This is a genomic window from Pseudomonas sp. SDO55104_S430 (genome assembly GCF_054070595.1).
This window is the reverse complement of sequence record NZ_JBSVXG010000365.1, coordinates 1-3,778: the sequence shown is the minus strand read 5'-3', so window position 1 is coordinate 3,778 and position 3,778 is coordinate 1. Positions and strand designations below refer to the sequence as shown.

Here is a 3,778-nt window from a genome sequence, read left to right as displayed (position 1 = left end):
ACTTCCTGAACTTGTGCAAGACCTGTGGGAGCGGGCTTGCTCGCGAAAGCGGCAGCACAATCACCGCAAATCGATATCCTTGCGCCCAAACCACCGATCCAACCCGATCATCACCAGCGACCCCCCCACGAACCCCAGCAACAATCCCCCGGCATTGATAAACACCTGTGGATAACCCAGCTTCTCCACATCAATGAACGGATACGGATACGTCGCCAGCAGATGCCCGCGCAGCAAGGCATAAGCGAAATACGCCAACGGGTAGATCACCCACAGCGCGATATGCCCCAGCCGCAAGGTGCCCTTGGGCACGCAGCACCACCAATAGATCAGAAACAGCAGCGGCATCACGTCATGCAGCAACTCGTCCGCCAACCATTGCCAGCCTTCGGGATGCCACAGATGGCGCAGCAACAGGCTGTAGGCGATGCCGACCACGACGATGCTCACCGCAATCCCGCTGCTCACCCACGGCTGCAGAAACCAGCGGCGCGCGGCGGATTCACGGGACGTCAGCTCACAGGTCAGCACGGTTGCCACCAGGGTGTTGCTGAGCACGGTGAAATAGCTGAAGAAACTCACCAGCCCCGCCAGCAGGCTGGCTGCCATGGTCCAGCGTGAATAGAAGATCAGGTACAGCTGAATGCTCAAACCGACCCAGCCAAGGACAGCCGCAACGGCCACAAAACGCCGCCGCATGACTGAGGGTATCGCCATGTTCAGAGCGGGCGCTTGGTGCGCATCAACTTGACGTACAAGCGTTCGACCTTCTCCCGCGCCCAGGGGGTTTTGCGCAGGAAGGTCAGGCTCGACTTGATGCTCGGATCGCTCTTGAAGCAACGGATATCGATGCGCTCGGCCAGCCCCGACCATTCGTAGTGTTCAACCAGCGCGTTGAGAATTTGCTCCAGCGTCACGCCGTGCAGCGGGTTGTTGTTCTGTTCGGTCATGCCGGGCCTTCAAGCAGGGAAAGAATGGGAAGCCGCGCACCTTAGCCGAGGGTTTCGATTGGGGGAAGCACTCTGAGTAAATGTAGCTGCAACCGCAACCCACTGTTGGAACACAGACCTGTGAAAACACAGACCTGTAGGAGCGAGGCTTGCCCGCGAAGGCGTCCGGCCAGCCAGCATCGATGTTGAAGGTGCCGGCCTCTTCGCGGGCAAGCCTCGCTCCTACGGGTTTGGTGGTTGTTCGCAGGTTTGGTGAGATGACGAGGGGAACCATGCCCGCGCAGGACCGTCATCTACTGTGAACCGTTCAGGACTACGCGCAACATCAAGGAGAATTTCACCATGAACGCTGAAGGTGCTTTGGGTCGAAACCGCCTGCTGCCGAGCCTGTTGGGCATCCTGCTGGTGCTGATGGGGCTGGTCATGCTGGTCCTGGGAGTCCGCCTGAGCCTGCTCGGCGGCTCGTGGTATTACTTGCTGGCCGGGATCGGTCTGGCGCTCAGCGGCGTGCTGTTGATCACCGCCCGCCGCGCCGCCCTGGGCCTCTACGCGCTGGTGCTGTTCGCCAGCACGGTATGGGCGCTGTGGGAGGTGGGCCTGGACTGGTGGCAACTGGTGCCGCGCCTGGCAATGCTGTTCGCCCTGGGCATCGTGATGTTGCTGCCGTGGTTCCGTCGCCCGCTTGAGGGTCCAGCATCGATGGGCACCGGCGCCTTGAGCGTGGCGGTAGTGCTCGCCGGCGTTACGGCACTGGCCAGCCAGTTCACCAACCCCGGCGAAATCAAGGGTCAGCTGGACCGCGACAGCGTACCGGGCATGACCAACACCGCGCCGGCCATGGCCGATGGTGACTGGAATTCCTACGGTCGCAGCGCCCACGGCGACCGCTACTCGCCACTGGCGCAGATCACTCCGCAGAACGCGCATAAACTGGTGCCGGCCTGGACCTATCGCACCGGCGACATTCCAGGGCCGAACGATCCGGGGGAAACCACCGCCGAAAACACCCCGCTGAAGGTCAACGGCATGCTTTACGTCTGCACGCCCCACAGCCAGGTGATCGCGCTGGATCCGGACACCGGCAAGGAAATCTGGCGTTTCGATCCCAAGCTCTCCACGCAGAAAGCCGCGAACTTCAAGGGCTGGGCACACATGACCTGCCGTGGCGTGAGCTATCACGATGACGCGGTGTATGCCTCCCAACAAAGCCCCACCGGCAGCGCCAACCCGCCGGTGGAAAACAACTGCCCGCGGCGGATCTTCCTGCCGACCGCCGATACCCGCCTGATCGCCCTCAACGCCGACACCGGCAAGATGTGCGAAGACTTCGGTGACCAGGGGCAGGTCGACCTGAGCGCCAACATCGGCGGCTTCACTGCCGGTGGTTACTACTCCACCTCGCCGCCCGCCGTCACCAGAGACCTGGTGGTCATCGGCGGCCATGTCACCGACAACGTCTCCACCGACGAACCCAGCGGCGTGATCCGCGCCTACGACGTGCACAGCGGCAAACTGGTGTGGAACTGGGACAGCGGCAAACCTGACGACACGACGCCGATCACTGCGGGCGAGACCTACACCCGCAATTCGCCGAACATGTGGTCGATGTTCGCCGTCGATGAAAAGCTCGGCATGCTCTACCTGCCGATGGGCAACCAGACGCCGGACCAGTTCGGTGGCGCCCGTACCCCTGAATCGGAACTGCACGCCGCCGGCCTGACCGCTCTGGACATCGCCACCGGCCAGGTGCGCTGGCACTTCCAGTTCACCCACCATGACCTGTGGGACATGGACGTCGGCGGCCAACCCACCCTGATGGACCTGAAAACCGCCGACGGCGTGAAGCCGGCGGTACTGGCCTCGACCAAGCAGGGCAGCATCTACGTGCTGGACCGCAGCACCGGCCAGGCCATCGTGCCGATCAATGAAATTCCGGTGCCGCAAGGCGCGGTGGAAGGCGACCGCACCTCGCCGACCCAACCGAAATCCGACCTCAACCTGATGCCGCCACCGCTGCGCGAGCGCGACATGTGGGGCGTGACGCCGTTCGACCAGTTGCTGTGCAGGATCGACTTCAAATCCATGCGCTACGATGGCCCGTTCACCCCGCCTTCGCTGCAGGGTTCGATCGTCTACCCGGGCAACTTCGGGGTGTTCGACTGGGGCGGGATTGCGGTCGACCCGGTGCGCCAGATCGCCTTCGTCAACCCGAGCTACATGGCGTTCAAATCGAAGATGATTCCGGCTGCCAACATCGCCGCCCAGGGTCCGCGCAAAAGCGAAACCGAAGGCGTGCAAGCAAACAAGGGCGCGCCGTACGGCGTTGTCCTCGAAGCGCTGCTGTCGCCGATGGGCCTGCCGTGCCAGGCACCCGCCTGGGGCTACGTGGCCGCGATCGACCTGACCACGCAAAAAACCCTCTGGATGCACAAGAACGGCACCGTACGGGACAGCTCGCCGGTACCGATCCCCTTGAGCATGGGCGTGCCCAGCCTGGGCGGCACCTTCACCACCGCCGGCGGCGTGGGTTTCCTCAGCGGCACGCTGGACCAGTACCTGCGCGCCTATGACGTGAAAAACGGCAAACAGCTCTGGGAAGGCCGCCTGCCGGCCGGCGCGCAGACCACCCCGATGACCTACACCGGCAAGGACGGCAAGCAATACGTGCTGGTGGTTGCCGGTGGTCATGGCTCGCTGGGCACCAAACAGGGCGACTACGTGATGGCCTACAAATTGTCCGAATAGTATTTCAGCGCCACCCCTCTCCTGTAGGAGCGAGCATGCTCGCGATGGTCGTCAACGATAACGCGGGGCACCTGATGCCCCGC

3 protein-coding genes are annotated in these 3,778 nt (G+C 63.0%); 1 reads left to right on the top strand and 2 read right to left on the bottom strand.

The genetic code is table 11. The features are described 5' to 3' along the window. Window positions 1–60: 60 nt before the first annotated feature. Both ACW9JE_RS29450 and ACW9JE_RS29445 read right to left on the bottom strand, forming a co-directional pair. On the bottom strand, window positions 61–717 hold the full coding sequence (locus tag ACW9JE_RS29450) for a Pr6Pr family membrane protein (RefSeq protein ID WP_457434761.1): 657 nt from the start codon (window positions 715–717) through the stop codon (window positions 61–63). A gap of 2 nt (window positions 718–719) precedes the next feature. Beyond that, window positions 720–950 carry a VF530 family protein gene (locus tag ACW9JE_RS29445; protein ID WP_007903672.1) on the bottom strand — a complete coding sequence of 77 codons (231 nt, stop codon included), beginning with the start codon at window positions 948–950 and terminating at the stop codon, window positions 720–722. Window positions 951–1,292: 342 nt separating this feature from the next. Here ACW9JE_RS29445 and ACW9JE_RS29440 point away from each other — a divergent pair, with 342 nt between their 5' ends. After that, on the top strand, window positions 1,293–3,695 hold the full coding sequence (locus ACW9JE_RS29440) for a glucose/quinate/shikimate family membrane-bound PQQ-dependent dehydrogenase (RefSeq protein WP_457434760.1): 2,403 nt from the start codon (window positions 1,293–1,295) through the stop codon (window positions 3,693–3,695). Window positions 3,696–3,778: the final 83 nt, after the last annotated feature.